Raw genomic sequence first — 26,334 nt, 5'->3', positions numbered from 1 at the left:
CCAATTGTCCATGAACAATCCAGACGGTAAAAGCCCAGCAAATAACCACACCTATACGGTAGCTACGCCACCGCATAGCCCAGTACGTTAGGCGTAATACCACCAAACACTCTACAAACATTAACAGTCAGACAAATAAATGAACGAAAACGATACAAAGCGACTTTCACGGCTGACTGCAATTTTGACACAACTGCAAACGAAACGACTGACGACAGCGGCAAGCCTAGCAAGCAAATTCAACGTTAGCATCAGGACAATATACCGAGACATCAGGGCATTAGAACAAGCAGGTGTTCCTATCCTGACAGAAGACGGTAAGGGGTATTCCTTAATGGAAGGATATAAAATCCCGCCTGTCATGTTTTCTGAAAGTCAAGCCAATGCTTTGATCCTTGCCGAACAGTTAGTGCTGAAGAACAAAGACACGTCTTTCATCAGGGATTACACTGAAGCAATAGACAAAATAAAAGCAGTTTTAAGGCAGACAGAAAAAGACAAAGTCAACTTACTCGCTGACCGTACCCGTTTTGAGCAAAATTTAAACAGAGAAAGAAACAGTGACAATATTTCACAACTACAATATGCTCTAACCAATTTTTATTTGGTTAGAATAGACTATACCAATGAACAAAATAAAACAACCCATCGCACCATTGAGCCTTTTGCCCTAATTAGCACCACAGAAAATTGGTTGCTAATAGCCTGGTGTCATCTAAGAAATGGATTTAGATATTTTAGGTTAGACAGAATTACGGCATTGGAGATTTTAACCGAAAAGTTTGACCAACATAAAATGACGTTACAGGAATATTTCGATAAATTTCATTAACTCAGTCTAACCCCTGACATAGGGCTGTCATAACGGTGCTTCACCTTTGCATTGTAAATTTTAAAACACTGCAAAAAATGGAAAAGCAAACATTTGACCTTTGGGTTTGGGGTAAAAACACCAATTCAGTACAGGCCGTTGAAGTAAAAAACGTTACTGGGACCCTTTATTGCTCAGGACAAGTTGCCCTTGATGTCCACGGAGTTCCAAGCAATGCAGATATGCGTTCGCAGTTAATCCAGGCAATTGCTAATTTAAAGCAACTGATTGATGAATCGGGTTACGAATGCAAAAACATTGTCAGACTCAATATCTACACAACCTCAACGCAGGAATTTTTCACTACTTGTATGGATGTATATGTGCCATTTATACAAAAACATGGCATCCAGCAAGCAACAACTTTAATTGAAGTAAAAGGGCTTTTTGCCACTTTAACAGTTGAGCTTGAGGCTACTGTGGTCAAGTAAAATGCAAGAGAAAGAGATAGAAATATTTCATGCTACAAGCTATACAGCGTGGTGGAAGTGGTTAGAGAAAAACCATCTTTCAAAGCAGGCTGTATGGCTTGTGTTTTACAACAAAAGATCTGCAAAAAAAGCTATTACTTGGAGTGAAGCCGTAGATGCGGCACTATGTTTTGGATGGATAGATAGTAAAAAAATAAAGGTTGACGAAGAAACAGCACATCAGTTTTTTAGCAAACGCAAACCAACTAGTACCTGGTCAAAAATAAATAAAATGAAAGTGCAGGAACTGATTGGCAACGGACAAATGACAGATGCTGGTTATAAAAGCGTTGAAATTGCCAAGCAAAATGGTTCCTGGACCCTATTAGATGAAGTGGAAGATTTAATCATCCCAAAAGATTTAGAGACAGCATTCGCCAGCAAACCATTTGCAAAAGACTTCTTTTTAAGTTTGAGTAAGTCTGCCAGGAAAGCAATATTACAATGGCTAGTACTTGCCAGGCGGCCTGAGACAAGGAATAAACGAATAATTGAAATAGTAGAACTTGCAGGCCAAAAATTAAAGCCAACACACTTGCTGTAAAAGGCACATATACCTAACATTGTGTAAACACTATGCCACGGCCGACGGCTTTGCACATTGTTTACACTAAGCCGTTAGGCGTAACTGCTATATTTTCAAATTGTTCAATATCAAAGGAAAGCTAACCATAGAAGATGTTCATCTTTGGATGGACGGAGGATCGGTAACTCTGGTTATGCAAGACCAAAGTTCTCAAACTTGCGAAATTGAGTTTGTGCAGAGAGCAACCTTAAAAAGATTTGACAACCTTCCCCGGCCAGGAAGCCTTCTGCTAAACAGAAAAGAAGTTGAAGTAAGATCAGACCTTGAAAAGGAAATATTGCTTGCAATTCAAGGAGCTGTGTGGGGAGCCGGAATTTCTCAAGATGAAAAATTCCTTCTGAAAAGGGCCATAGAAGACTGTGTTGATTTTACTAAATCAGAACACTACATAAAATCAGCCCAAACATTTAAATAAAAATAATTTAGAATCCAAGATTACTTATAGCTTTTGGTTACGGGTGTCTTGAATAAGGTTAGTTAAATATAAAAATCAAGTCACAATTTGAAATTATGGCGAATATCAACCCACACATTAATTTCAACGGAAATGCAGAAGAAGCATTCAACTTTTACAGATCAGTATTTGGCGGAGAGTTCGCCAGAATAATGCGTTTCAAAGATTTGGCAAGCGCTGAATTCCCAGTAGCAGATCATGAAAAGGATAAAATCATGCATATTGCTTTACCCATAGGCAAAAGTGTCTTGATGGCCAATGATGTACCTGAAGTACTGGGGCGAACAAACGAAAATGAGAACAGAAGTAAAATTGTGATTAGTGCTGAAAGCAAAGAAGAAGCCGACAAACTATTTCATGGACTCTCGGCAGGCGGGCAAATTGAAATGCCTATTTCTGATAGCCCTTGGGGCTCCTATTTTGGTATGTTCAGAGACAAATATGGAATTGAATGGATGGTAGACTTTGACCCAAACCATAAGGGACAAATATAGCCGAGGAGCCACCCCCAAGAAAACCACCATGAAAGAGAAAATACAAGCCTATCACCACAGTCAAACAGCGGCCGACCAGGAAATCTGTGACCTTCTGGCAAGGGTTATTGACGCCGAACTGACCGAGGCAGAAAGCAAAATCTGGCATGCCCACCCGGTATGGTTTCTGGAAGGCAACCCTATTGTTGGGTACAGCAAATTGAAGGGCGGGGTCCGGCTCATGTTCTGGAGCGGTGCAGATTTTGGGGAAGAGCAGTTGAAGTCGGGCACCGGCAAGTTCAAAGATGCCTCCATCACCTATACCTTAGTTGAACAGGTGGATGAAACCCAGGTGAAGAACTGGCTGAAGAAAGCCAGGGAAATTCAGTGGGACTACAAGAACCTGGTGAAAAGAAAAGGACAACTGGAAAGATTGAAATAACATGAAAGCAACACCCGAGCATGATGCCAGAATAGCCAGCATGACCTTCTCCTCGGTTTACCCGCACTATGTCACCAAAGTAGAGCGCAAAGGGCGCACCAAAGAAGAACTGCACCAGGTCATCCATTGGCTCACGGGGTATGAGGACCAGAAGCTGCAGGAATTGGTGAACGAGAAAGCAACGTTTGAGACATTCTTCCGGGAGGCCAACCTGAACCCCAATGCCCACCTGATTACCGGCACCATCTGCGGCTATAAGGTAGAGGAAATTGAAAACCCCTTGACCCGGCAGGTCCGGTACCTGGACAAGCTGATAGACGAACTGGCGAAAGGCAAAAAGATGGAGAAAATTCTGCGCCAGGGATAAAGGCAGAGGATAATCTATCTGCCTGTTTTATATATTATACTTCCTAGTGACCATTGCATAAAACGCTTTACTCTATCCCCTTTTCCTCGGTATGTTAGCAGAACCTATCCCCTCTTCCCCCGACGAGTGCGAGATTGTCTGCACCCGTGTTTTTAAGGGCTCCAAAGAGCTGGTTTTCTTGGCCTGGGCTAATCCAGAGCATCTACAGAACTGGTGGGGTCCGGCGGGGTTTACCAATACCTTCCATGAGTTTGATTTCAGGCCCGGAGGTATGTGGCGTTTTACCATGCACGGCCCCGAGAAAGGGAATTACCAGAATGAATGTGAGTTCATCAGGATAGACGCCCCATCCCTTATTCACTGGAAACGGCACTCTCAACCGCTTTTCCAGGTATTGGTAACCTTTGAAGAAGTAACCGCCAACGCCACCCGCGTCATCTTCAAGATGCTTTTTGACACTGAGAAAGAGTGTTCGAAAATCAAGAAATTTGCGGTTGACAAGAATGAAGAAAACTTTGACAAATTACAGGTAGAATTAACCAGGATGGCTTCTATCTAATACCAATAACCAATTCCTATCTTGCCATTTTATAACCCAATTCATACCCATAGCCTATCATTACAACTTTACATGATTTCTTTTAAGTACAAGATTGCCTTTTCCCTACTTACATTTCTTTTCCTTTTTTCAGAAACTAAAGCCCAAACAGATTTCAGGCCTGGTTACATTATCACATTACAAGGTGATACGGTAAAAGGCTTCCTCAATTACCGGAGCGGTATAGCCAACGCCAAAAACTGCGTCTTCAAAAAAGAGCAGGATCAGGACAAAGTGGTCTATACCCCTGATCAGATCAGGGCTTACCGGTTTCAGGATGGAAAAAATTACCTATCCAGCATTCAATTTAATTACGGGTTAGAAGAAGACGTTTTTATTGAATCTGTCTCCCAGGGATTGATTAGTGTATTTTATTACAAAGAGGATGTCAAAGACCACTTCTTTGTGTCAAAAGGAAACCAGGTGGTGGAACTGGACCATCATGATAGGTTTGCCGGGAACTTAAGGAATGGCGGTATTAACCAAGGGCAAGCAGTTCCGGAGAAATTCAGGGGGCAGTTGAAGTATCTCATGTGGGATCAGCCCTCTTTACACCCCAGTATAGAGAGAGCCTCTTGTACTATCAAAGATCTGGTATCCCTGGCCAAAGCCTACCAGCAACTCAGTTCTCCCTCCCAGGAATATGTGCAGTTTGAAAAACCTGCCCCTAAAGGAGTTAAATCAAAGTTTGGGGTATTTGTAGCAGGAGGCCTCTCCCACCTGGATTCTCCGCCTTACAACATGTATATCAGTGATTATGATGTAAGGAAGTACTTAGATTTTAAACCAAGTTTCACTTATGAAGTGGGTGTACTGGTAGACCTGAGTCTGAACTTTATAGGGGAGAATAAATACTTCCTGCAGTTGGCTCCCGCTTTGAATATTGCAGAGTATATATCGCAAAAAGAACTAGCGCTATATCCCTTATTATATAGCTACAAAACAAACATCCAATTCACCACTCTTAAACTCCCCCTCATGTTTAAGTACTCCTTCTATAGAAGTAACGCATCGGTTTTGCCCTTCTTTAAGTTTGGACCGGGCTGTGACATCTATTTAAATCAGAAAGGAAGGTATGAATACACGTCTGGGCCCTTGGATGGCGCTTCAAACCAAGAAACGGTATATACAGCGTCTTTAGATACAACTTATGATGACAAGCCTATCATGTTCTATTTTATGGGAGGTGCTGGGGTTGACATAAAGACGGGCAAAAGACCTTTTTCCATAGGCGTAACTTATAAAAAAGGAGCAGGTCCTTTAGATAGTTACAGATCTGATTTACAGTTGCAAATGGGTTTTCAATTCTAACCTGTTTTCAGCGGCAAGAGCAAGTTAAAACCAAGTCAAATGGGGACCTTTATGTTTGGGACCTATTTTCCGCCAAAGGAACCCAAAACACAGGACTGCTCATCTGTACATCACCAACACCCAATATCCTTCTCCCCGCTATTAGGAGGAGTATCGCTTGCGGGACGACAAACTGTCTGATCCGCAAGTGATACTCCTCCTTTTATTCTAAAGATAAACCTTTGGGAGTCAACTATTTTGGTTAATTCTTTAGAAAATAGCCTCAAAATAAAGTATATTTAATTACACCATCCGGATCTGCCATGTGAACTGAAATGCTGAGGAAAAAATCTTTCATTTTAAAAACCACTTATCATGAAAGCCTTCTCGCCCTTCTATTTAGCGGTTTTTGTACTGCTTCTTCTTTCTTCCTGTACTAGCCGCTCGGCCAAAAAAAACGACACCCCTACCAGCAAAACCTCCACTGAGAGCAAGGCCAAAGAGACCTTCCCCTTAAGTAATCTGGTAAAGGAAAACAAAGTAACTCCAGACCAAGCCATGGTAAGGCTGCATGCCCAGCACCATCCGCACAAAGTACTGGAAAGACGAACCGTGCCGGGTCCGTTTACCGCCCCATCCATGAAGTACTACTCCCACCACGCCGTCACCCTGGACAAAATGCCCACCATTAACCCAGGCCCCGGCGAATACGTGCATGTCATGGAAGGTCAGAGAAATGGGTACAACAACCTGACCATTGGTATCACCGAGACTTTCCCGGGCGGTTATCCGCCCATGCACACGCATGAAGGCGAAGAATCACATGTGTTGCTGGAGGGGGACATTTTATATGCCTTAGGCGATACTACCTTCACCATCAAGGCCCCCTACATGGTGAACATCCCGCCTATGGTTCCGCATGCGTTTAAGAACGTGGGAGAAGAAACAGCAAACCTGGTGGTGATTTTCCCCACCAACGTCTGGAAATATGATGTGGTAGATTATTTCCCTTTTGACAAAAGCAAGCAGGCTAAAAAGCAGGATAATACCCAGGGCGCACCATCCACAAAAGTGGCTGTTTCAGACAAAAAGCTGAGCGCTAAAAACTAAGAATTAGCCCTTAAAGCAGGTTCAAACATAGGTTGCTAAAATTAGGAGCCATCGCTCCTAACCAGATTCCTATTGCCTGCTTTGAAGAAATACCCTGCCTCCTGCCTCCTTCCTTTTTCTCACATGGTCAGGTTTACTTTAAATCCCCGTAGTTAAAACCCTGTCAGGAAAGCGCTTTAATACTGCTGCGTTTGGAACCTGTGTTTAAAGCCTTTTTTCTACAAATGAGCCCCAAACGGGAACCCGCATAAAAAAACAGCCGCACCAAATAGTGGAAATCTTTGTTCAGGCTGTCTTCCTGATAAGAAGGCGAAAGTACCAGCCACAAAGCGCGACCTGTAAGCTGGGATTGTATCAGCTTACATAGGGCGTATCAGCCATTCCAAAGTACCCTAACATCGGCACCAGGAAATCGCCTTTATTGAGTTCACATTACCTCAAAACCACCATTATCCCGCAGGTGGCTTTATGGTCTAAATAGATTCCAGATTAAATCATAAAAACGCAAACATATGCAAGTAAAGGCACTTTTTTCAAACTGGACCCGGGTAGCAGCCCTGTTATTGATTGGCGGCGCTTTGGCCTGGACCATCAAGCTGGGGGTTATTATTTCCACAGACGGCAGGATCATAGACACCGGCGCCGCTGCCTTTTTGATGAAGGTGGGCATTATCCTGCTGGCCATAGGATCCACCGGGGTGGGCTACAGGCTGAGCATCCATCGGCCGGTATGGGTTCGGGTTCTGGCCATTATTCTTTCTCCGGTGGTGGTATTTGGCCTGTTTCTGCTGTTTGCCAGAATAGTAGCGCCTTTTCTGGTTGAACCGCTGCTGAAGAATAGCAACATCTGGTATGCACAGCAGGAGGCGCCCATTGGCTTGGCCGTGTTGTTTTTCTCCATTGTAGGGTTCCTGCTCTTGAGAAGCTATAAACCGGTTCCCAGTTAAACCCCAGGATTTTACTTATATCCTATTCAATATTCTATTCCTCAGGCTATACCCTGTCAAATACCATGGCGCGTAAAATCTTTAAATGGACCGGACTGGTCTTGTTGGTCCTGATTGCCGGGGTCGCGGTGGCTACCATGCTTCGCCAGCACCTTACCTACGAAGCACCTTACCCAGATATCAAAGCCTCTCAAGATCTGGTAGTGATTGAGCGCGGGAAGAACCTGGTTCTGGTCACCAGAGGATGCGTGCAGTGCCACAGCCCGGTCCAGAACGTAGACTCAGTTTTGAAAATGGGGCATGAGCCTTCCCTGGCCGGGAATAAGAAAGTGGAAACACCCTTCGGAACGATCTTCACCACTAACATCACCCCAGATGTAAAAACCGGGATTGGGGGCATGACCGATGGGGAGATTGCCCGCGTGCTCCGCTACGGGGTAAAAAAGAACGGGGAGGCAGTGCTGCCTTTCATGCAGGGACAAAACATGAATGACGAAGAACTCACCGCAGTTGTCTCTTACCTGAGATCCATAAAACCGATAGAGAACAAAGTACCTGACCACGAATTTACCCTATTAGGCAAGTTTGCCCGGGCCTTTGTGCTCAAACCCTCCCTCCCTGAGCAAACGGAAACCCTGGCCAGGAATTAACTTACCACCCTCCCCAAAACAGAGAAAGCTTGCCGTTGGCAAGCTTTCTCTGTTTCTATCTACAAGAATCAAGAGCCTAATTAAACACCACTTTCTGCACGCTTCTTTGGCCGGCGTACTCCAAAACCAGCATGTAGGTGCCTGGCGCCATTTTGCCCCTTGGGATAGCCAGAGTGTGGTTACCGGCTTTGTATTTCTCCTTCAGAACGCGGGTTTTCTTTTTGCGGTCCATGGTGTACAGCTCGGCCTTTACCCCAGATTTCTTCTTCAGGTTGATGGTCACATAAACGTTATTGGAAGTGGAAGAAACAGGCGTGCCAGGAGAAGCTACCGTCTCCGGGGCTCCATTGCCGAGGCCTAATTGGTCTACGGTTAAGATAGGCTTTTCTTGCTGGGCCAGCACTGGTACCGTGTTTCCTACCACCACCACGTTGCTCAATTCGCTCTCTTGGTTTGCGGGACTCAGTTCCGTCACGGCCCAGAATGCTGTGGGCGAAGGAACCTCCGCGGCGGGAATGGTCACCGCTTCTGCGGTGGTGAAGGCCCTAACAGAACCATCCGGGATTAGCGCGCCCGTGGCCGGCATAGAAGCAGTGGTGTACAGCAGGTACCGTTTGAAGGCGTGGGTATTCAACGAGCTTCGAGTCCAACGCACTTCGTAGTTGCCGGTGGCTTCGTTCAGGGTCACCGTAAGGCCAGACGGAGCGGCGGGGGCTTTGCCCGTCATCCAGGACATGGCAGGCGGCGCAGCCGGCAACCGGAACGTAGCGGCTTTGAAAGAGGTGGCGATGAGGTTGGAGTTATTGAGGATATTGGCGGCCCGAAAGATGACACTGCCCAAAGCGTTCTTCTCCTGGTTTGAGCGCGAGATCTCAATCTGGTGGGGCACTTCCTCTGGCGTAAATCCTGTTTGCTGCACGATATGGCCCGGGTACAGGTGCCTGGAGGCATTGGCCGCTTTGTCTGACCACCAGTACAGCAGTTTGCGGTAATCCTGGCGGCCGCCGATGGCCCAGTAGAGCTGCGGCGTGAGGTAGTCTACGTAGTGGTTGTCCAGCCAATAGACGGCATCGGCGTAGATGGCGTTGTAGGCATCCATCCCTGAGATACCCGCCGGTTCATTGTTCTTCCAGATCCCGAAGGGGCTCACCCCAAACCGTACCTGGGGCTTGGTTTCTTTGATCTGGGCATTGACCAGGCGCAGGGTCTCATTTACGTTATAGCGCCGCCAGTCTTTAATATTGGCAAAACCAGACCCGTACTGCTGGAAAGTCTGGGCGTCTTCGTTGGAGATACCGTTGAAAGTGCCTTCAGGGTACGGGTAGAAATAATCATCGAAATGGACGCCGTCAATGGCGTAGTTTTGGGTTACTTCTTTGATGAGCGAGGCAATGTACTGGCGCACCTCGGGCAGGCCCGGGTTCAGGATCTTTTTGCCATTAGAGAAACTCAGAAGCCACTCGGGCCGTGATTTGGAGACGTGCTGGGCATTGTACACCGCCGGGTTGGGAACCGTGCTCACGCGGTACGGGTTAAACCAGGCGTGCAGTTCCAGGCCGCGGGCGTGGGCCTCCTCAATGGCAAAGGCAAGGGGGTCATAGCCAGGATCTTTGCCCTGGGTACCGGTCAGGAACCTGGACCACGGCTCCTTGCTGGACCGGTAAAAAGCATCGCACTCGGTCCTAATCTGGAAGAAAACCACGTTCAGGTTGGCTTCCTTGATCTTGTCAAACATTGCGCGCAGGGCGGCTTTCTGGCTCTCAGGGGAGGCGCCCCGCACGGGCCAGTCCAGGTTGGCCACAGTGGCTACCCACACGCCCCGGAACTCGCGGTTGGGCAATTCCTGGGCAGTAACCTGGGTCAGGGAGAGGAAAAGGGCAAGCGCAATAAGAAGTCGAAAAGGCTTCAGCATAAGTGGTAAAGGGTGATGTAGCTGGGGTAAGTTCTGGGAAATGTTCTACAAAGGTAAGGATAAGGGAGTTAAATACAGGTTTCGCCTCAAATTTAGCTGCCCCCTGTCCCTCTGAGAACCTCGCCCGTACTCAGAATTTATGCCATCTTATAGAATTTAGTCCTGGTTCCTGCGCAACTCTGCGGTATTTTCTGTGTACTATTGGCAGTTTACCTTTATTCTTCGCCAGAACATCAAAAAAATCATTTATGGGAAATGCCGCGCTGAGGAAAAAGATATACATTATCATTCATGGCACAGACACGCCTGCCGGCCGCCGGTTTGACGTGGTCCTGCTCTGGATGATTCTGCTCTCTACCCTCACCGTTTGCCTGGAGAGCGTTCCTTCTTACCGGCAACAGTTCAATGTGTACTTCAGGGCCCTGGAAATGGTCTTCACTGCGGCTTTTACCCTGGAATACCTGCTGCGTATCTACAGTAATCCCCGGCCATTGAAGTACATGTTCAGCTTCTTCGGGATCATAGATTTCTTATCCGTCATTCCCACTTTCCTGGCGATCTTCGTGCCCAGCCTCCGGTACATCATGGCCATCAGGATTCTGCGTTTACTGCGCGTTTTCCGGATTCTGAAGCTCACCAGCTACGTAGAGAACGCCCAGATCATTAAGAGTGCACTGGCTGCAAGTTTGCAGAAAATCACGGTCTTCATTCTTACTGTATGTGCCCTGGTGCTGGTGATTGGGACGGTGATTTACGTAGTAGAAGGGGAAGAAAACGGGTTCACCAGTATCCCGCAGAGTATCTACTGGGCCATTGTCACCATCACCACGGTGGGGTACGGAGACATTACCCCTAAGACGGCCACCGGACAGGTGATTTCCTCGCTGGTAATGCTCATTGGTTACGCCATTATTGCGGTGCCAACCGGTATTGTAACGGTAGAGTTGTCCAAAGTGAAAGCGGCAGGAACCGGCCCTACTGGCCCTCCCCTTACCTGTGGCAACTGTGACCGGGAGGTAAACAAAACCGATAACTATTGCTCCAACTGCGGGAACCCGTTGGTGCGCATGAAGTAAGCTTCTCTATTTTAAGCCCGGTTTTACTAAAGTGCCCTAAAACCGGCTTATCTTTCGGGACCTAAATTGAATTGACCACATGAATCTTGAATCATTACGGGCGCTTTGCCTGTCTTTCCCGGCCGTGACCGAAGACATTAAATGGGGCCACGACCTTTGTTTTTCTTTGGGTGGCAAAATGTTCTGCGTGGCCAGCATGGAACCGCCCTTCACATTCTCTATGCAGGTGCTGGACCATGAATTTGAAGAGCTGATTGCCCTTCCCGGCATTATTCCGGCCCCTTACCTGGCCCGTTACAAATGGGTGCTTCTGGAAAATCCTTTTGCCCTGGAGAAAACCAGACTGGAAAGCCTCATCAGGCAATCTTATGAGCTCAAGAAAAACAAACTCTCCAAAAAGGACCTGAAACTGGCCGGGCTGGTGTAGCCTTAAGTGGAGTTCTTTGGGCCTGAATCTCTTGCTTTGGGCCTATCAACCTTCTCCTGTCAGTTGACTATAGGGTAATTTCCTCAGTTATCTGGCAGGGATAAAGGAGGCTAGCTTTTCACTTTTTGTGGAGGAGGCCAGTGAACGGGTGTTTCCTCTTTTTGAACTGTTTTATACAAAATGGCTTAAAAACACGTTTGTTCCTGGTAGCTTTCAACGTGCGTATTTTCGTATAACCCCTATTTAAGACTATGTCAAACTGGAAAAAAGGCTTAAAAAGGATAGGCATTGCCGGATTCCTGTTTTTCCTGATCAAAGGCTTGATCTGGCTTTTCGTGCTTTTGGGTGGCTGGAAACTGTTATTTGAATAGTTATCCGCCCTTGCCTCACCTTGTCTTCCGTAACCAGTACATCTACTGGGTTCTTAGAGAAGCTTTACGTATTTATTCCTAATCTCCCGTTTTAGGGCTTATTTCTTAAAACTAGGTAAATTACTACACTACAAGCACTTGCCCATTGGTTTCGCTTTTTCCGGGCTGGCTTTTTTTGGTTTCCGAAAAATAATCTGCACCTTGACTTTGCAGCGGATAATAACCGGGCTTCCTCTTTCATTTTACCTGGAGGAACTCCCATCCAGGCCCATCCCCCAGAACGCCTGAAACCTGCTGCTACCCTTCACCACTTGTCTTTTTACCTATTATGTTGCCCCATACGCTTTCAACTGTCATTACCGGGTCCGGGAGATTCCTACCTACTAAAATAGTACCCAATGAAGATTTCCTGGAGCATTCGTTCTTTGATGCCGCGGGTAAGAAATTGCCCAATTCCAATGAAGTCATCATCCAGAAATTCACCCAGATCACGGGCATCAAAGAGAGAAGATACGCCACCGATGACCTGGTGGCCTCAGACCTGGGATTCAGGGCCGCGCAGGAAGCCATTGCTGATGCCGGCATTGACCCCGAGACCCTTGACTACATCATTGTGGCCCACAACTTCGGGGATGTGAAAGCCTGCTCCCGGCGGGTGGACATGATGCCGCCGCTGGCTGCACGTATCAAGCACAAACTGCAGATTGCCAACCCCTACACCGTGGCATATGATTTGCCTTTCGGGTGCCCGGGTTGGCTACAGGGGGTGATTCAGGCGCACTATTACCTGCAGTCCGGCGATGCCAAACGCATCTTGGTTATCGGGACGGAGACGCTGTCCAGGGTTTCTGATGCCCATGACCGCGACAGCATGATTTACTCAGACGGTGCCGGGGCCGTGATTCTGGAGGCCCGGCCGGGAGAAGCTAAAAACGGCATTCTGCAGCATCTTACCGTTTCAGACACCCTCACGCAGGCCTTCTGGCTCAACTCCTCCCCTTCTTATAACCCAGATCTTTCCCGCGAGAACCTCTACATCAAAATGGATGGTCGCAAGATCTATGAATACGCCCTGACGCGGGTTCCGCAACTCATCAAAGACTGCCTGGATAAAGCCAACATACCGCTGTCCGAGGTAAAGAAGGTGCTCATTCACCAGGCCAACGAGAAGATGGACGAAGCCATGCTGGACCGGTTGTTCAAATTGTATGGGGAGGAAAACATTCCCGTAGACATCATGCCGATGACCATCGGGACGCTGGGCAATAACTCGGTGGCTACCCTGCCGGTGCTTTATGATTTGGTGGCCCACGGCGAAATGGACGGCTACCGTTTCCAGAGCGGTGAGGTGCTGGTGTTCGCCTCCGTAGGAGCCGGCATGAACGCCAATGCGGTGGTTTACAGAATCCCTTAATGGTTTCTCCTACCGTATCTTCGCCTCACCTTTGACGTTCAGGAACCAGCAACAGAGCACATGAAGATTGGAATTATTGGGGGCGGCATAGCCGGACTGACCACCGCCATTGCCTTGCAGCAAATTGGCCTTACCGCGCAGGTGATTGACGCCGCGCCCAGGTTTGAGCCCGTGGGTGCCGGTCTGGCTTTGGCGGCCAATGCCATCAAAGGTTTTCAGCGCATAGGCATTGCTGAGAAAGTCATTGCCGAAGGGAACTGCCTTGATGGCTTCCATATTTTTGACGAGCACGGCCGCCTCATCAACCGCACCGATAGCCGAAAAATTAGTGAGAAGTACGGCCTTGACAACTTTGTCATCCATAGAGCCTCCCTGCACCGGGTTCTGGTGAACCAACTGCCTGGAGATACCCTGCACCCCAATAAACGCGCCCTAAGCACCACTTCTACTCCCGCGGGAATCAACGTGCATTTCCAGGACGGGGAAACCGCGACTTTTGACCATCTGCTGGTAGCGGACGGGATTAACTCCGCCATCCGGAAGCAGTTGCTGCCGCAATCGGTGATCCGTTACGCGGGTTACACCTGCTGGCGCGCCATCATTGAGAACCCCGGGCTGGACAGTATATTCGCCTCAGAGACCTGGGGCAAAGCCGGTCGCGTGGGTTGGACACCTTTGAAAGGAAACAAGATCTACTGGTTTGCCTGCATCAACGCGCCGGAACAAGACCCCAGTATGAAAGCCATGCGGGTAGGGGATCTGCAGCGGCACTTTAAGCATTATCACACCCCCATCCCTGAGCTGTTTTTGCACACCAAACCCGAGGAATTGCTCTGGCACGATCTCTATGACCTGACACCTTTGCCGCAGTTCGCTTTCCAGAATGTGCTGCTGTTGGGCGATGCCGGGCACGCCACTACCCCCAACATGGGCCAGGGAGCCTGCCAGGCGGTGGAAGACGCCATTGTCTTCGCCGATGAACTGCAAAAAGACTTTGATTTCAACCGGGCGGCTAAACGCTTTGAGGCCCGCCGCATGCCCCGCACCCATTGGATTACCCGCCAGTCCAGGTTCCTGGGAGAAGTGGCCCAAAATGAGAACCCGTTGTACATGAAAGCCCGCAATTTTGCGCTGCGCCACCTGCCCACCTGGATCAATGACAAGCAACTGGAGAAGATCTACTCCGTGGATTTCTGATCTGCTTCTTTTTATTTGGGCTAAAACCGCAGTTAATGTTTTACACCTCTTTTCTAAAAAAACAGGTGCAAAAGGGAATATACTTTCACGGGAAATGGCAGCTCCTCATCCGGTTCTGGTGAGTTCTTTTTTCCCCCTTTAGGCTAGTAGCCAATGGCCTAGGGCTTGACTAAACGGGCGAATCCGCAGCAATCTGGCGGGGCGGCATGGGGAGTAGGCATAATTTGAGTAATATTGTAATTCATTTTTCACCTAAGACTTACCCTTGACTACGTCCGTGCCGGCTTTCAGACAGACGCAACGCGTCCTAGATGACGCTTTTGACCCTAGCTCCAGTGCCAGCGCTCACCTATACATCAATTTCGGGGCCCACCGCATCCGTTTGGGGGTGCTGGATGCCCAGCGCAATAAATTCGTTGCCCTAGAAGACTATGAGGCCGAAAGCCCGTCCTCAGTGGAAAACGCCATCTCGCAGCTACAGCAATTGCGCAGCGTCTCTCCCCTGCTGGAGGAAAGAAAATGGCAACAAGTACGCATCGGGATCAAGAACCAGCAGTTTACCCTTATTCCAGAGGCCCTTTTTGACCTGAATGCCCGCGAAGAGTACCTGAAGCTGAATGCCGTGGTAGAACCGGAACTGGAGGTAGTGCACCACCACGAACATCCCCGGTTAGAGCTTATCAACGTGTTCACGGTTCCGGCCTCCCTGGAGGCTTGGTCGGGCACCCATTTCCAGAATAGCCCCATTGAGTTTGTGCACCAGACCTCGGCGCTGATGGAAGGGATTCTGCACATGGCGGAGCGCAGCTCCCGGCCCCAGCTTTTCATCTACGTAGACAAGAACTACGTGACACTGGTGGTGCTGCAAGGCCTGAAACTGGAGTTCTGCAACTCTTTCTTTTTCACCTCCTCAGAAGACTTCATCTACTACGTGCTGTTTGTGCTGCAGGAAAAGAAGATGAACCCCGACCAGGACCAGGTCACCGTGTGGGGAGAATTACTCCTGGACTCGCAGCTGCATGAAGTTCTCCGGACCTATATCCGGCACGTGCAGTTCGGGAAAAAACCCACGGGCGTGGGGTTCAGCTACCGTTTTGACACCCTGTTCAACCACCAGAACTTTGACCTCTACAGCCTTCACTTTTGCGATTGAGTGTGTTATTGAGTGAATAAGTGATTAAATGATTGAGAGAATGAATAAGGAGTGGTTGAGTGAAGGAATGAATGGACGGTGAAATCTGATAGCTTGAAAAATTTGAATCCACCTATATCTGATAAAATAAAGAGGCGAGGCCGGTAAATTCAGTTTACCAACCTCGCCTCTTTATTTTCTTGCTTTATTCTCTCAATCACTCATTCCTCACAGCGCAAACAGGAAAATAAAGAACAGCGCAATCCAGATTACGTCCAGGAACTGCCAATAGCTACGCAGCATCTGCACCTGCATGAGGCGGTAAGGGTCACGGTTGAAGATAAGTGAACGGATTGGGTCTGTGGAGGCTCTGTTCACTTTCACGTAGAGGTAGGAGGCAAATGCCAATCCTCCGGCAATGTGCAGCAAGTGCAGAGCCGACAAAAGGTACAGAAAAGTGCCCGCCGGATGCCCGTCAAAGAAAACCCTGGCCGAGGCCATTTCATACCAGGCCACAATCTGCGCCACGGCAAACGCCATGCCCAGGACCAAAGACCACATCAAGCCTTTCTTCATTTGCACCAGGTCGTCCTGAAGGTAGAAACCGGGCACCTGCTGCATAAAGAAGCCACTTACCAGGATAAGAACGGTACTTACAGAAAAAAGCTTAGGCAGTACAAAGGAGGTAACAGAGGCAGACTCGCCGGTCTTATAGAGAAACATCACCGTCAGCATGAAAAACAACATGGCCATACCAGCCATGCTGACATAAAGGAGCATTTTGAGCGGCGGTACCTTCTCTATTTTTTCAAAGCTGGACATTTTGCCAGCGCCTATTTTATTTTGATTCTCAGATTTCATGACTTAAAAGTTCATTAGCCTTACATGCTTACCAGACTGTTTGAAACACTTCCTTTTCTCTTATGTACTACCTTGAAAATCAATAGAATGTTTACAGGTTTTCTCATATTTGATGCACTTTTCTGCAAGAACGTTGCATCCACCTATTTTTATATTAAATAATCCATTTTCAGGGAAGTTTCTGGGCGCATGGAAGGCAGGAATCAGCTTCTTTTAAACCACGAACCCACCTGCCCAAACACCGCACTGGCCGTAATCCGGGGCATGTTACCGGTACCGAATTCCACGTACGTTTTGTTGTTGACCCGTACATCTACCACCAGGCCGGCCCGTAGCATCCAATGGTTCAGCTCTTTGGCTTTTTCCATCTTGGAAGCGAACCCACCGCTGCTTTTTCCCTGGCCCGAAGGCGGCAGCACATTCTGGAGCACCCGCTCCAGGGCCGGGTGGTCTTTAAAGTTCACGATGACGTAATTCTCCTCGGCCACTACCAGCACGTGGTCTTCCAGTACGGTGAGCACCAGTTTACCGGCAATTTCAAACGGAAACGCATCCATGGCTTATGATTGGTTAGCGCCTGAGGACTTGGTTTTGAGCGTGAGCTTGCCGTTGAGTTTCCACTGGCCAGGCTGGCCTGCGGGGCCAGGTCCCTGCACAGACATTTCCTGAAAATCCAAGGTGATGTCTGTCTGGGCGGCCTTCAGTTTCTCCAGGAGGATGGCGGCAAGGTCAGACAGTTTCTGAACGGGTTGGGTAGAGTTTTCCATATTCTCTAAGTTGGTTTGCAGATGCGGTTACAAAGACAAAAAATACGAAGCTTAAAACGCCTCGTTTCATTCCCTATTATAATTTGAAAAGTCCAATATATCCAAGCAAGGGACTGCTACGTATAAATAGCAGCTATCTACCCCGGAGTGGGGTAACTCTCTATGAAAAAAATTTACTTCTACGTGCTAGGCCTGGTGTGGCTTGGGGCTTCCGGCATGGTGCCCGGAGCGGCACTGGCCCAAAACTGTCTGCAACCGCTGGGCTTGGCCAAGAATACTGAGTTCGTCTTTCAGGTAACCGACAAGGGGCGCAACAAAGGCACCCTCAACAACAAAGTGGTACAACAGGTAACCGACAAGGACGGCGCTTACGTGACCACCTTCAAAAGCGCCCGCAGAAACAAATCTAACCGGCCAGAAACCGCTGAGGAGTACCACATCCGGTGCGTCAATGACACCGTTTACCTTGATGCCATGCTTCTGCTCAGGGAACAGGTAATGAAAGCCTTTGAAGGAAAGGATTTTGACTTTACCCCGGTAGATATTGCCTATCCGCAGCAGATGAAAATAGGCCAGAAATTGCCCGACGGAAAACTGGGTGTCAAGGTCCGCTCCTCTTCAGTAAATATAACCCAAATTTCCATGGTAGCAACAGACCGCAAGGTAGAAGCCATAGAAAAAGTAACCACCCCGGCCGGCACCTTTGACTGCTTTAAAATCACCTACAACTATGAGGTGGATCTGGACGCTATGGGCCTGCCCCTGCGCGATGTTTTCAAGGTAGAGGAGTATTTCTCCCTGGAGCACGGCCTCATCAAATGCCAGTACTATAACAAGCGCGGCAAGAAAGCCAAAGGCCTGGAACTCATAACCAAGCGGAACGCGGCCCAGGCCCTACAGAAATAAACAGTTCTGTGTTTGCACCTTAGCCTAAGTTGAGTAGCTTTACTCATAGTTAAATCCAAGACTGCTATGAAAAAGCTTCTCTTCCCAGCCTCCCTTGCTTTGGCCCTTCTTTTTGGAAACTGCGCCAGAAACCCTGAGGCCCCTGCTTCTGCTGCCCAGAACTCTGCGCAACCGGTGAAAACCTTCGGTACCAAGATCACTCCCAAAAACGCCATTGCCGCCACCCAGCTGCCCACCATGCTGGAAACCCAGGACTCAGCCAAGGCAACCATTGCCGCCAATGTGCTGGAGGTTTGCCAGGCCAAAGGCTGCTGGATGAAAGTAGCCTTAGATGGGCAGGAGCCCATGCGGGTCACCTTCAAGAACTACGCGTTCTTTATGCCCAAAAACATTGTAGGCAAAGAAGTGGTGTTTGAGGGGGTGGCGTTCAGAGACACCGTGAGCGTGGCAGACCAGCGCCATTTCGCCGAGGATGCCGGAAAAAGCAAAGAAGAGATTGCCGCCATCACCAAACCAAAAGCCACCATCACGTTTGTTGCTTCCGGCGTACAGGTCAAAGAATAGTTCTTTGGTTATAGATATTGTGGCCTCCGTTTCAGGGTTGATTTTTGGAAATCAGCCCTGAAACGGAGGCTGTTATTTTATGTGTAGAGTATTCCTAAAGGAAGAGAAGAGATTAAGCCAATTGCTTGAGGAGCCATTGCTCAGCCTGGGTTTGTTCTTCAAAAGACCTCACAATGATCAGCGGCTCTTTCATTTGGGTCTGGAACTGATCAAATGACCTCTTCCCGAATATGCCCGGGGACAAGACATGGGCGAAGTACCTCAGGCCCAATGAGCTTGCGGCCGGTGCCCATTTAAAAGCCATGTATGGCACAGCCACCTCCCAGGGGCCTATGAGTTCGCGGTTGCTGTTGAGTAAACCCCGGCAAGGTTTTTCCCGCAGCATAGCAAGGATTTGATTACCGCCCATCACTACCGTTTCAAGAGACTGGATCCCAATCCAGTTCACGTGAATGTACCCATTCAGCAGCAGCCTTTGCGCCTCAAAATAAACATCACCATTCGCCTTCTTGAGCTCCGTTTTATCCATTGAGTTGATTTCCCACATTCTGTTCTGCCTTTTAGGGGCCAGAACTTTACACTGTGCTTTTGGCTTTCTCCTCAGATTTTACATCAAGGCTTAAAAATTCTTTAATGGCAGCAATGGTCTCTTCCGGGGCACTAAGGTTAGGGCAATGCCCGGTGGCTTTCAGGAGCTTGAAGGTGCTGTTGGGCAGGTTCTGGTGCATGTACTCCCCTACCGGCAGAGGCGCAATCACGTCATCAGAGCACTGCAGGATCAGGGATTCGGTTTTCACGTTCTTCAGGTCGGCCCGGTTATCTGAGAGGAAAGTGATGCGGGCAAATTCCTTGGCCACCTCTATGTTGCTTCGGCAAAAGCTCTGGGCCAGTTCCTGCCCCAATTCGGGCCGGTCTTCGTTGCCCATGATAATGGGCGCAATGCTGTGTGACCAGTTCAGGTAATCGCTGTCCAGCGAAGCCAGCAGGCCATCTATGCCCTCCTGGGTAAATCCTCCGGTGTAATCTTCATCGTTGATGTAACGGGGCGAGGGCCCGATCAACACCAGTTTGGAGAACCTGTCTGGGTCAATGATGGAAGCCAGCACCCCGATCATGGCACTGACCGAGTGGCCCACAAAGATGACATCCTCCAGTTCCAGCTCCTCGCAGATTTCCAGGATGTCTACGGCGTAAGACTGCAGGGAGGAATAGCGCTCCAGAACGTACGCAGAGGTATCTGCCTTCCCGAAACCCACATGGTCAAAGAGTATTATTTTGTAATCTTCTTCAAAGGCAGGCGTAACGTAGCGCCACATAGACTGGTCGCAGCCGTAGCCGTGGGCAAACAGCATGGGTTTCTTCCCCTTGCCTTTGACCTGTACATAATTTCTTTTGGTAGCTTTCATATTTAGGGGGGTAATGAAGGGCAAACACATATGTCCTGCGTTTCAGGAGGAGCTGACGAAATATACGAATCTTCTATATAAGAAACGGACTTTAGGGCTTTTTTATCAGAACAGCCTATGAATAAGCCTGGTTCTAATTTGCACCCACACAAGATAATATTAAATTTTAAAAAGCAGCGTAAGTCACCATTCCAGGAAGCCATATTAGAAATACAGGTATTTTAAAGCAGGAATTATCCTTTGAAATGGGAGAAACTGTTTCTTTTTGCTTTACAGAAAACAGGCTCAAAACAGCTTTTGCCATTCTGTATTCCTACTCTGCCGGTAATGCAGGGAATCTACTCAAACCAGCTCCATTCCTTAAAAAGAAATCCAACTACCAGAAATTTTGCCCGTTTAACCCATGACAAGAAGCACAGTAGTTGGCAGGAAATGGCCCGCACCAAGGTGTGCAGGGCCGTATCTGCAGGTATTAGAAATTATAAGTACACTTTATGGAATCTTTGAAAGGAAAAACTGCCCTTATTACGGGCGCCGGCAAAGGAATTGGGCGCGCCATTGCCCTTGCGCTGGCTAAAGAAGGAGTGAACATTGGGTTGCTGGCCCGCACCAAAAGTGATCTGGAGAAAGTGTCTTCTGAGATAGAAGCCCTTGGCGTGGAAACATCCATCGTGACTGCCGATGTCACCCAGATCCGCAGCGTGAACGAGGCCGTGGAGCAGGTGCAGCAGGAATTGGGCTTTGTAGATATCCTCATTAACAACGCTGGTACAGCTTCCTTCGGGAAGTTCCTGGACCTGGAGCCGGACCAATGGGAGCACATCATCAAAGTAAACCTGATGGGGCCTTACTACGTGACCCGCGCCGTACTGCCCGCCATGATCTCCAAGAAAACCGGCGATATCGTGAATATTTCCTCTACTGCCGGGCAACGCGGCTCCGCGGTGACCAGTGCCTACAGCGCCTCAAAATTCGGGCTCATTGGCTTGTCTGAGTCCCTGATGCAGGAGGTCCGGAAGCACAACATCCGGGTGACTACCCTCACCCCCAGCACCGTGGATACAGGTTTATCGGCTGGCCTGAATCTCACCAACGGCAATAACGACAAGATCATGCAGCCTGAAGACTTCGCTGAGTTTGTGGTTTGCCAGCTGAAGCTGAACCGTCGGGTTTTCCTCAAAGAAGCGGGCATCTGGTCTACCAATCCTTAGGTGAAAATATCGGCTACCGCCGGATAGAAAACTATAAAGGGTTTCGGGGCTGTTTTTCAAAAAACAACCCCGAAACCCTTTATAGTTATTGCTCTCTTTCCAGAGCTATATCAAAAGCCTTTCAAATCAATGTCGCCGGTTTCCTGAGTGGGAATCACCCGTTTGGTTTGCTTCTGGATGATCTTGAAATGGTGGGCATCCTCGGGAGTAACCAGCGTGATCGCTTCCCCCGCCGACTCTGCCCGGCCCGTGCGGCCAATCCGGTGGATGTAGTCTTTAGACGAGCGCGGCAGGTCATAGTTGATCACGTAGGGCAGGTACTGCACGTCAATTCCCCGCGAGGCCAGATCAGTAGCCACCAGCACTGTTACTTTCCCTTTCTTAAACAAGGCCAGCGCCTCGGTGCGGGCTCCCTGGCTTTTGCCGCTGTGCAGCGCCACCGCTTTAATGCCGTTGTTCGCGAGTTTGGTCACCAGATGATCGGCGCGCTGGGTAGCGGAGACGAACACCAGCACCTGTTGCATGTTGTTGTGTTTGATGAGATAGCGCAGGAACGGACCTTTCCTTTCAGTGGCCACCAGGTAAGCCATCTCGGAGATCAGCGACGGCCCGGCGTCTTCCTCTTCTTTGATGTCCACCACAATAGGCTCATGCAGCAAAGTTTCCTGGATGGCGTCTACCTTCTTGTCCAGCGTGGCTGAGAACAAAAGATTCTGACGTCTTTTTGGTAAAAGAGCTAGAATTTGGCGCATCTCCTCCTCAAAACCCAGGTTCAGCATTTTATCGGCCTCGTCCAGCACCAGCGTTTCTACCTCAGACAAATGCACGGCTTTTGACTCCACCAGGTCCAGCAAGCGGCCCGGCGTTGCCACCAGGATATCGGTTCCCTGCAGTTTCATCATCTGCGGATTGATAGACACGCCTCCAAACACCGCCAAGGTCTTGATCTGGATAGGAATATGCGCGCTGAAAGTCAGGAATACCTCCCCCACCTGCAAAGCCAGTTCCCGCGTGGGCACCAGAATGAGCGCCTTCACGTAGCGGTTCCTGAAAGCCCGGTTCGTCTGCATTCTGTCCAGGATAGGCAAGGCGTAAGCCGCGGTTTTCCCCGAGCCCGTCTGCGCAATTCCCAGCAAATCCCGTCCCTTCAAAATCTCCGGGATGGCGATTTTCTGCACCGGGGTGGGTTGAGGGAAATTCTGAGTGGCCACGGCTTTGACAATGGCGGGCGATAAACCTAACTCTGAAAAGGACATACTTTAGTCTTGAAGGATATTGTAGCCCAAAGATAGCCTTTAAATACGGGTTCTGGATTGCTTAGGCCTCGGCGCCGGTGTCGGCAGCACTGCCTGGCGGGAAATTACGGATGATTTCCTCTGCCAGCACCTCCGGCGGATGCACCACATCCAGAGACAAGGCCTGAACGGGCACCTCCAGCGTGTTCAGCTGGGAGGCCAGCAAAGTAGCAGGCATGTAGTGCCCCTCCCGCGCGCTCAGGCGGCTCTGGAGCAAGGCCGCATCACCATTCAGGAAAGCTATTTTGAGCTCGTTTTTCAGGTTCTGCTGCAAAACCAGGCGGTACTTCTCCTTTAGCGCCGAACAGGCCAGTACAATCTCCTGCCCCGCTTTTTCCGCCTCCTGCAAAAGTCCGTTCAGTTTCAGAAGCCACTCAGCGCGGTCCTCGTCCGTAAGTGGAATGCCGCTGCGCATTTTCTCAATGCTGGGCGCCAGGTGGTAATCATCGGCGTCAAAGAAATGTAAGCCAAGTTTCTGCGCCAAAAGCTTCCCCACCGTGGTCTTTCCGCTCCCCGATACACCCATTACCATGTATGACATGTTCTTGATTTTTTTCCTCAAAGAAGCAGGATTTTCAGGATTGAACAAATTTTTTGGATTTAAGAATTAATAAGCAGGAACATTCAAAGCAATAAACAAGATTTTGAAATTTCGTAATGACGTAAAACCGGTACCTACAAAAAAACAGATGAGCTTGGACCAGATTACCTATAAAATCATTGGGTGCGCCATGGCGGTACACAGAACTTTGGGTAGCGGTTTTCAGGAAATTATCTACCAACGTTGTCTGGCCATTGAGTTGGAAAAAACAGGGCTTGGGTTTGAGCGTGAAAAAGAGCAATCCATCTTTTACCATGGTATTCAGGTAGGCTCCAGAAGGGCAGACTTTATTGTTGAAAAGGACATTGTGGTGGAGCTAAAGGCTTTACAGGCGCTGGAAGACATTCATTTTGTTCAGACCAAAAATTACCTGGTTGCTTATGGCTTACCTCTTGGTTTATTGATCAACTTCGGAGGCGCAAGCCTGCAATACAAGAAAATATTTCCTCGTCCCTGAAGCAGGATTTTCAGGATTGGAGGAATTTTCAGGATTGATCATGGAGATTTGAGTAGAGAAAAAATTAATATTAAGAGCGGCTTGGTAATTCATCAATCATACTTGAAAGTATACGCTTGTATTCTCCGTCCAAGTACATGCTCCTGTTTTAAGCCTGTATTCAGGAAAGTAGCTGCGAAATAGTGATGATAGCAAGTAAAGGGAAGCGTCCTTTATTATAGAAGAAAAGGATGAGCAAATTCCCGGTACTCCAATTTCATTTTAGCACCTACTTACTATAGTATCTCCCCTCCCCAGAATAGAGCAATTTTCAACTTTCAAATCCTAAAAATTTATTCAATCCTGAAAATCCTGCTCTACCTTTGCCCTAGATAAAAACACCAAGCACCCATGCCAGAGCAGAACCCTGAAGCCCGCATTTTGGAGCTTACCCAGCGCCTGAACTACCTTAACTACCAATATTACCAGAATAGCGTCTCGGAAGTGTCTGACTATGAGTTTGACCAGATGCTGAAAGAGCTGCAGCAGTTGGAAGAGCAGCACCCGCAATTCCGCTCAGACAACTCCCCCACCCAGCGTGTGGGCGGCACCATTACCAAGAGTTTTCCTACGGTAAAGCATAAATATCCCATGCTCTCCTTGGGCAACACCTACTCTGAGGATGAGGTGCGGGAGTTTGACACCCGCGTGCGTAAGGTCACCGGTGACCACGTGGAGTACGTTTGCGAGCTTAAGTTTGATGGGGTAGCCATGAGTCTCACCTATACCAATGGCGCGCTTACTGCCGGCGTCACCCGGGGCGACGGAACCCGCGGCGATGACATCACGCCTAACGTGCGCACCATCCGTACCATTCCGCTGCACCTGCATGGTGAGAACATCCCGGCAGAAGTAGAGGTGCGCGGTGAGGTATTCATGCCTTTCTCCGTGTTTGAGGAACTGAACAAAGAGCGCGAGGAGATTGGGGAGGCATTGATGGCCAACCCTAGAAACGCCACCTCCGGCACGCTCAAGCTGCAGGATTCCAAAGAAGTGGCCCGCCGCCGCCTGAGCATGTTCGCTTATAGTCTGCTCAGCACCCCTACCCTGTTCGACAGCCACTCACAGAGTTTAGAGGCCTTGCAGCGTTGGGGACTAAACGTATCGCCTACCTGGCGCGTGTGCGTCACCATTGAAGAGGTAATGGACTTCATCCATGAATGGGAAACCAAGCGTTTTGAACTGCCCATCGCTACGGACGGTATTGTGGTGAAGGTGAACTCCTATGCGCAGCAGGAGGAGTTGGGCTATACGGCCAAGAGTCCGCGTTGGGCCATGGCCTACAAGTACAAAGCCATGGAAGCCATCACTGATCTGCTGGGCATTGAATACAACGTGGGCCGCACTGGCGCTGTGACGCCAGTGGCGCTCATGAAACCAATACTGCTGGCGGGCACCACCGTGAAGCGTGCTTCCCTGCACAACGCCAACGAGATAGAACGCCTGGGGCTGATGATCGGGGACAAAGTGGTGGTAGAGAAAGGCGGCGAGATCATTCCCAAGGTGACGGCGGTAAAAACTGAACTGCGCCCGGAGAACGCCGAAGCTATTATCTACCCTACTATTTGCCCGGCCTGCAACACCGCACTGGTGCGCACCGAGGGTGAAGCCAACCACTATTGCCCCAATGAGAAAGGCTGCCCGCCGCAGGTGAAAGGCAAACTGGAGCACTTCATCAGCCGAAAGGCCATGAACATCATGAGTCTGGGCGAAGGCAAGATTGAGTTGCTGGTGGAACAAGGTCTGGTCACCAGCCCCGACCATCTGTATGATCTCACTTATGACACGCTGTTCGGGCTGAAAAAGACCTTTGTGAACGAAGAGACCGGCAAAAGTCGGGTGGTGACGTTTCAGAAAACCACCGTGGAGAACATCCTCAAAGCGTTGGAGAACTCCAAGGAAGCACCATTTGACCGGGTGCTGTTTGCCCTGGGTATCCGGTTTGTAGGGAACACAGTAGCGCAGAAACTGGCCCAGCACTTCCGGAACATAGACGCCCTGCGCACCGCCACCGAGGAAGAACTCATTGCCGTGCCCGAGATCGGGGGCCGCATTGCCGCCTCGGTGCGGGAGTACTTCCAGGATGTAGCCAATGTACATTTGGTGGAACGCCTGCGCATTCATGGGTTGCAACTGGACCTGGGTGAGGTGGCCGTGGTAGAACCCCAATCCGATAAACTGGCGGGCCTCACCTTTGTGGTGTCCGGGGTATTCTCCGGCTACTCCCGCGAGGAACTGCAGGATACCATTGTGGCCAACGGCGGCAAGATTGTCTCCTCTATCTCCAAGAAACTGTCTTACCTGGTAGCCGGCGACAAAATGGGTCCTAGCAAACTGGAGAAAGCCACTACCTTGGGCGTGAAAATCTTAAGCGAAGAGGAATTCAACCAGATGTTGACGTAAACGGTTTTTGGCACAGACGCTCGCAGGACCTCCGGAC

The 26,334-nt window shown here is 49.1% G+C and carries 30 protein-coding genes; 22 read left to right on the top strand and 8 right to left on the bottom strand.

All coding sequences use genetic code 11. From position 1 onward, the window contains the following. Nucleotides 1-139: 139 nt before the first annotated feature. The 12 genes from J3P34_RS21110 (at nucleotide 140) to J3P34_RS21055 (ending at nucleotide 8,258) form a co-directional block, all read left to right on the top strand. Nucleotides 140-832, top strand: coding sequence for a helix-turn-helix transcriptional regulator (locus tag J3P34_RS21110; RefSeq protein WP_210490600.1), 693 nt, complete (start codon nucleotides 140-142; stop codon nucleotides 830-832). Between the two features lie 77 nt (nucleotides 833-909). Beyond that, on the top strand, nucleotides 910-1,302 hold the full coding sequence (locus J3P34_RS21105) for a RidA family protein (protein WP_210490599.1): 393 nt from the start codon (nucleotides 910-912) through the stop codon (nucleotides 1,300-1,302). 1 nt (nucleotide 1,303) lies between these two features. After that, nucleotides 1,304-1,885, top strand: a complete 582-nt coding sequence (locus tag J3P34_RS21100; protein ID WP_210490598.1) for a YdeI/OmpD-associated family protein — start codon at nucleotides 1,304-1,306, stop codon at nucleotides 1,883-1,885. Between the two features lie 100 nt (nucleotides 1,886-1,985). Beyond that, nucleotides 1,986-2,342, top strand: a complete 357-nt coding sequence (locus J3P34_RS21095) for a hypothetical protein (protein ID WP_210490597.1) — start codon at nucleotides 1,986-1,988, stop codon at nucleotides 2,340-2,342. Between the two features lie 95 nt (nucleotides 2,343-2,437). Next, on the top strand, nucleotides 2,438-2,875 hold the full coding sequence (locus J3P34_RS21090; protein WP_123128710.1) for a VOC family protein: 438 nt from the start codon (nucleotides 2,438-2,440) through the stop codon (nucleotides 2,873-2,875). A 28-nt stretch (nucleotides 2,876-2,903) separates the two neighbouring features. Next, on the top strand, nucleotides 2,904-3,296 hold the full coding sequence (locus J3P34_RS21085) for a DUF1801 domain-containing protein (protein WP_210490596.1): 393 nt from the start codon (nucleotides 2,904-2,906) through the stop codon (nucleotides 3,294-3,296). A gap of 1 nt (nucleotide 3,297) precedes the next feature. Continuing rightward, a complete protein-coding gene (locus J3P34_RS21080) occupies nucleotides 3,298-3,663 on the top strand; it encodes a DUF2200 domain-containing protein (RefSeq protein ID WP_210490594.1) in 366 nt (121 codons plus the stop codon). Nucleotides 3,664-3,754: 91 nt separating this feature from the next. Next, a complete protein-coding gene (locus J3P34_RS21075) occupies nucleotides 3,755-4,222 on the top strand; it encodes an SRPBCC family protein (protein ID WP_210490593.1) in 468 nt (155 codons plus the stop codon). A gap of 72 nt (nucleotides 4,223-4,294) precedes the next feature. Continuing rightward, nucleotides 4,295-5,572 (top strand): outer membrane beta-barrel protein, encoded by a 1,278-nt coding sequence (locus J3P34_RS21070; protein ID WP_210490592.1) that lies wholly within the window; start codon nucleotides 4,295-4,297, stop codon nucleotides 5,570-5,572. A gap of 354 nt (nucleotides 5,573-5,926) precedes the next feature. Then, the gene (locus J3P34_RS21065) at nucleotides 5,927-6,661 is read left to right on the top strand and encodes a cupin domain-containing protein (RefSeq protein ID WP_210490591.1); all 735 of its coding nucleotides are present in this window, start codon (nucleotides 5,927-5,929) and stop codon (nucleotides 6,659-6,661) included. A 512-nt stretch (nucleotides 6,662-7,173) separates the two neighbouring features. Beyond that, nucleotides 7,174-7,608 (top strand): hypothetical protein, encoded by a 435-nt coding sequence (locus tag J3P34_RS21060; RefSeq protein ID WP_210490590.1) that lies wholly within the window; start codon nucleotides 7,174-7,176, stop codon nucleotides 7,606-7,608. A 65-nt stretch (nucleotides 7,609-7,673) separates the two neighbouring features. After that, nucleotides 7,674-8,258, top strand: a complete 585-nt coding sequence (locus tag J3P34_RS21055) for a c-type cytochrome (protein WP_210490589.1) — start codon at nucleotides 7,674-7,676, stop codon at nucleotides 8,256-8,258. A 76-nt stretch (nucleotides 8,259-8,334) separates the two neighbouring features. Here J3P34_RS21055 and J3P34_RS21050 read toward each other — a convergent pair whose 3' ends face one another. Beyond that, nucleotides 8,335-10,170 (bottom strand): glycoside hydrolase family 10-like protein, encoded by a 1,836-nt coding sequence (locus J3P34_RS21050; RefSeq protein ID WP_210490588.1) that lies wholly within the window; start codon nucleotides 10,168-10,170, stop codon nucleotides 8,335-8,337. Nucleotides 10,171-10,418: 248 nt separating this feature from the next. On the opposite strand from J3P34_RS21050, the gene J3P34_RS21045 reads away from it, so the two are divergent. The 5 genes from J3P34_RS21045 to J3P34_RS21025 all read left to right on the top strand — a co-directional run bounded on the left by J3P34_RS21045 (nucleotide 10,419) and on the right by J3P34_RS21025 (nucleotide 15,808). Beyond that, a complete protein-coding gene (locus tag J3P34_RS21045; RefSeq protein ID WP_210490587.1) occupies nucleotides 10,419-11,246 on the top strand; it encodes an ion transporter in 828 nt (275 codons plus the stop codon). A gap of 79 nt (nucleotides 11,247-11,325) precedes the next feature. Further along, nucleotides 11,326-11,673, top strand: a complete 348-nt coding sequence (locus tag J3P34_RS21040; RefSeq protein WP_210490586.1) for an MmcQ/YjbR family DNA-binding protein — start codon at nucleotides 11,326-11,328, stop codon at nucleotides 11,671-11,673. Nucleotides 11,674-12,372: 699 nt separating this feature from the next. Beyond that, nucleotides 12,373-13,458 (top strand): 3-oxoacyl-ACP synthase III family protein, encoded by a 1,086-nt coding sequence (locus J3P34_RS21035; protein WP_210490585.1) that lies wholly within the window; start codon nucleotides 12,373-12,375, stop codon nucleotides 13,456-13,458. A 60-nt stretch (nucleotides 13,459-13,518) separates the two neighbouring features. Next, nucleotides 13,519-14,655: an FAD-dependent monooxygenase gene (locus J3P34_RS21030; RefSeq protein ID WP_210490584.1), complete on the top strand. Its 1,137-nt coding sequence runs from the start codon at nucleotides 13,519-13,521 to the stop codon at nucleotides 14,653-14,655. Between the two features lie 265 nt (nucleotides 14,656-14,920). Further along, nucleotides 14,921-15,808 carry a DUF3822 family protein gene (locus J3P34_RS21025; RefSeq protein WP_210490583.1) on the top strand — a complete coding sequence of 296 codons (888 nt, stop codon included), beginning with the start codon at nucleotides 14,921-14,923 and terminating at the stop codon, nucleotides 15,806-15,808. A 207-nt stretch (nucleotides 15,809-16,015) separates the two neighbouring features. Here the strand turns inward: J3P34_RS21025 and J3P34_RS21020 are convergent, their stop codons facing one another. The 3 genes from J3P34_RS21020 to J3P34_RS21010 form a co-directional block, all read right to left on the bottom strand. After that, nucleotides 16,016-16,648: a cytochrome c oxidase subunit 3 gene (locus tag J3P34_RS21020; RefSeq protein ID WP_210464627.1), complete on the bottom strand. Its 633-nt coding sequence runs from the start codon at nucleotides 16,646-16,648 to the stop codon at nucleotides 16,016-16,018. 203 nt (nucleotides 16,649-16,851) lie between these two features. Beyond that, nucleotides 16,852-17,205 carry a hypothetical protein gene (locus J3P34_RS21015; protein WP_210490582.1) on the bottom strand — a complete coding sequence of 118 codons (354 nt, stop codon included), beginning with the start codon at nucleotides 17,203-17,205 and terminating at the stop codon, nucleotides 16,852-16,854. A 3-nt stretch (nucleotides 17,206-17,208) separates the two neighbouring features. Further along, nucleotides 17,209-17,415, bottom strand: a complete 207-nt coding sequence (locus J3P34_RS21010; protein ID WP_210490581.1) for a hypothetical protein — start codon at nucleotides 17,413-17,415, stop codon at nucleotides 17,209-17,211. 162 nt (nucleotides 17,416-17,577) lie between these two features. Here J3P34_RS21010 and J3P34_RS21005 point away from each other — a divergent pair, with 162 nt between their 5' ends. Both J3P34_RS21005 and J3P34_RS21000 read left to right on the top strand, forming a co-directional pair. After that, nucleotides 17,578-18,321: a TapB family protein gene (locus J3P34_RS21005; RefSeq protein WP_210490580.1), complete on the top strand. Its 744-nt coding sequence runs from the start codon at nucleotides 17,578-17,580 to the stop codon at nucleotides 18,319-18,321. Between the two features lie 66 nt (nucleotides 18,322-18,387). Then, nucleotides 18,388-18,885, top strand: coding sequence for a DUF4920 domain-containing protein (locus tag J3P34_RS21000; protein WP_210490579.1), 498 nt, complete (start codon nucleotides 18,388-18,390; stop codon nucleotides 18,883-18,885). A 112-nt stretch (nucleotides 18,886-18,997) separates the two neighbouring features. On the opposite strand, the gene J3P34_RS20995 is transcribed toward J3P34_RS21000, so the two are convergent. Both J3P34_RS20995 and J3P34_RS20990 read right to left on the bottom strand, forming a co-directional pair. Next, nucleotides 18,998-19,432, bottom strand: coding sequence for a hypothetical protein (locus J3P34_RS20995; RefSeq protein WP_210490577.1), 435 nt, complete (start codon nucleotides 19,430-19,432; stop codon nucleotides 18,998-19,000). A gap of 28 nt (nucleotides 19,433-19,460) precedes the next feature. Further along, a complete protein-coding gene (locus J3P34_RS20990; RefSeq protein ID WP_210464621.1) occupies nucleotides 19,461-20,291 on the bottom strand; it encodes an alpha/beta fold hydrolase in 831 nt (276 codons plus the stop codon). A 494-nt stretch (nucleotides 20,292-20,785) separates the two neighbouring features. Here J3P34_RS20990 and J3P34_RS20985 point away from each other — a divergent pair, with 494 nt between their 5' ends. Further along, a complete protein-coding gene (locus tag J3P34_RS20985) occupies nucleotides 20,786-21,502 on the top strand; it encodes a 3-ketoacyl-ACP reductase (RefSeq protein WP_210490576.1) in 717 nt (238 codons plus the stop codon). Between the two features lie 110 nt (nucleotides 21,503-21,612). Here the strand turns inward: J3P34_RS20985 and J3P34_RS20980 are convergent, their stop codons facing one another. Beyond that, nucleotides 21,613-22,758, bottom strand: coding sequence for a DEAD/DEAH box helicase (locus tag J3P34_RS20980; protein ID WP_210490575.1), 1,146 nt, complete (start codon nucleotides 22,756-22,758; stop codon nucleotides 21,613-21,615). Between the two features lie 61 nt (nucleotides 22,759-22,819). Beyond that, nucleotides 22,820-23,338, bottom strand: coding sequence for a gluconokinase (locus J3P34_RS20975; RefSeq protein WP_210490574.1), 519 nt, complete (start codon nucleotides 23,336-23,338; stop codon nucleotides 22,820-22,822). 148 nt (nucleotides 23,339-23,486) lie between these two features. On the opposite strand from J3P34_RS20975, the gene J3P34_RS20970 reads away from it, so the two are divergent. Continuing rightward, complete coding sequence (locus J3P34_RS20970; protein ID WP_210490618.1) at nucleotides 23,487-23,855, top strand: GxxExxY protein; 369 nt, start codon at nucleotides 23,487-23,489, stop codon at nucleotides 23,853-23,855. Nucleotides 23,856-24,245: 390 nt separating this feature from the next. After that, nucleotides 24,246-26,297 (top strand): NAD-dependent DNA ligase LigA, encoded by a 2,052-nt coding sequence (gene ligA / locus J3P34_RS20965; RefSeq protein WP_210490573.1) that lies wholly within the window; start codon nucleotides 24,246-24,248, stop codon nucleotides 26,295-26,297. Nucleotides 26,298-26,334: the final 37 nt, after the last annotated feature.

The organism is Rufibacter aurantiacus (assembly GCF_017916345.1).
Classification (GTDB): domain Bacteria; phylum Bacteroidota; class Bacteroidia; order Cytophagales; family Hymenobacteraceae; genus Nibribacter; species Nibribacter roseolus.
The sequence above is the reverse complement of the archived record's forward strand: the minus strand, read 5'-3'. Positions and strand labels throughout refer to the sequence as shown.